We start from the raw sequence: 589 nt of genomic DNA, 5'->3' as shown, positions 1-589 counted from the left end.
GTATAAACAATATAGTCATTATACGGCTTTCCGTCATCACCGATACCGGTCACTCCAGCACCACCTTCTACGGGGAAATAAACAGTCTGTTCAGGAGTCACAGGTTCTGCCACCGGCATTGCCGCGGTAAAACCTATATGAAGATTCACCTGAGGAGTATTCGGGTCATTGCTATAACCAACAGTGCTTATGCTGCCATCGGCAAGAAGTGCATATCCGTTTCCGTTCCATCCGTCAGCACCAGAGAACAAAGCTGTAATCGGTGTTGTTATTTTGTCAAAACCTTCAACAAGGATAAATGTCTCTTCACCCACGATTACAGGAGACTCCACCTTGCCAAACAGTTCATCTTCCTCCATGAACGGGAATTCGACTATGAATATACCGGATGTTCCTATCCACGTTACATTCTCTTCGGTAGCAGTAGCTTTTGCATAAGGAACAAGATTCTCACCTTCAAACTTACAAAGAGTAAAAGTCAATGTCTGTCCGCCAAGTACATTCTCCATGGTGGCATCAGCCTTAAGCGCAATCTGCCCCTTGGTCACATACAAATTTTCAATAGGCTTTTCCAGTGTCTGGGCAAAGC

General features: G+C 45.0%; 1 protein-coding gene. It reads right to left on the bottom strand.

Annotation, left to right across the window (positions count from 1 at the left end):
- On the bottom strand, window positions 1-589 hold a 589-nt coding region (locus MoGM_RS12870), incomplete at both ends, for a hypothetical protein (protein WP_158249522.1).

It is taken from the genome of Prevotella sp. MGM1 (assembly GCF_002933775.1).
Classification (GTDB): domain Bacteria; phylum Bacteroidota; class Bacteroidia; order Bacteroidales; family Bacteroidaceae; genus Prevotella.
The sequence above is the reverse complement of the archived record's forward strand: the minus strand, read 5'-3'. Positions and strand labels throughout refer to the sequence as shown.